Annotated in this window: 1 protein-coding gene; it reads right to left on the bottom strand. The window is 37.5% G+C overall.

The features are described from left to right. Positions 1-33 precede the first annotated feature (33 nt). Positions 34-858 (bottom strand): DUF6708 domain-containing protein, encoded by an 825-nt coding sequence (locus A9G22_RS00005; protein ID WP_075508092.1) that lies wholly within the window; start codon positions 856-858, stop codon positions 34-36. Between the last annotated feature and the right edge of the window lie 134 nt (positions 859-992).

The following is a 992-nucleotide window of genomic DNA, read 5'->3' as shown; positions in this document are numbered from 1 at the left end:
TTTATGATAAGTGGGATTTCGTCATTATCTTAGCTATTCCGTTATATTGTGCCGTTGTTTAATTTCAGCTAACTCTTCTAATGATGTGGCATTAAACGCTTCAATCATCCATTCTGGCCAGCCTTGACCGTCAATCCTATGGGCTTTAAATTCCGCTTCTTGATCTGATTTATATTCGCCATCATCGATATTGGCTGATTTATAAAAGACCATAAAACTATTAATCCAACCCCAAACAAATGTGCTCCCTGCGCCGGCTCGAATGGGATCTAACATGATATGATCAATCACTTGATGCGTTCCCGGTTGGCACACCATTAATACGGTCGAGGTTAAGGCATTACGCGACATATTATGGATAATAACACCATGCAAATCATCCCAATCATACTCTTTTATACGGCGTTTTTTCGGTTGTAAAAATACCGCAGGATGCCGTAAAAACTTAAAGTTAAAAAAGTCACTTTCGTTGACATAGACTTTACCCGTTTTACGGTTAAATATAATGGGACTACCACGACGGGAAAATAGATAATGATACACTTGGGGAATAACATAATACATAGCGAGACAACAGATAATAAAACCCAAAATTACTACTATATCAATAAATTCTATTTTAGAGCTATCATGGTGTACCAACAACCAAAGACATCCAATGATAGCTCCACTCCCACAAATAATAGCAACAAAATAAAGGCAAGCATAAAAAATCTGATCATTGAGATCCTGACGAATAAAGGCACAGTAGTTATTATTGGCATAGCTTAAGCGACGATCATGCAGGGGCACACTATAAGGGCCTTTATCTAGATCGCCAAACCAACCAAAAATTTGTGGGCGGTATTTTGATGGCATGATGACTCTCCTTTTTATTTATTCATCGTGAAATGGGTTACTGCTGCGATTTATGATAAGTGGGATTTCGTCATTATCTTAGCTATTCCGTTATATTGTGCCGTTGTTTAATTTCAGCTAACTCTTCTAATGAT

Source organism: Gilliamella sp. App2-1, assembly GCF_001690255.1.
Lineage (GTDB): Bacteria > Pseudomonadota > Gammaproteobacteria > Enterobacterales > Orbaceae > Gilliamella > Gilliamella apicola_G.
Note: the sequence above shows the minus strand (reverse complement) of the source record. Positions and strands in the feature narration are given on the sequence as shown.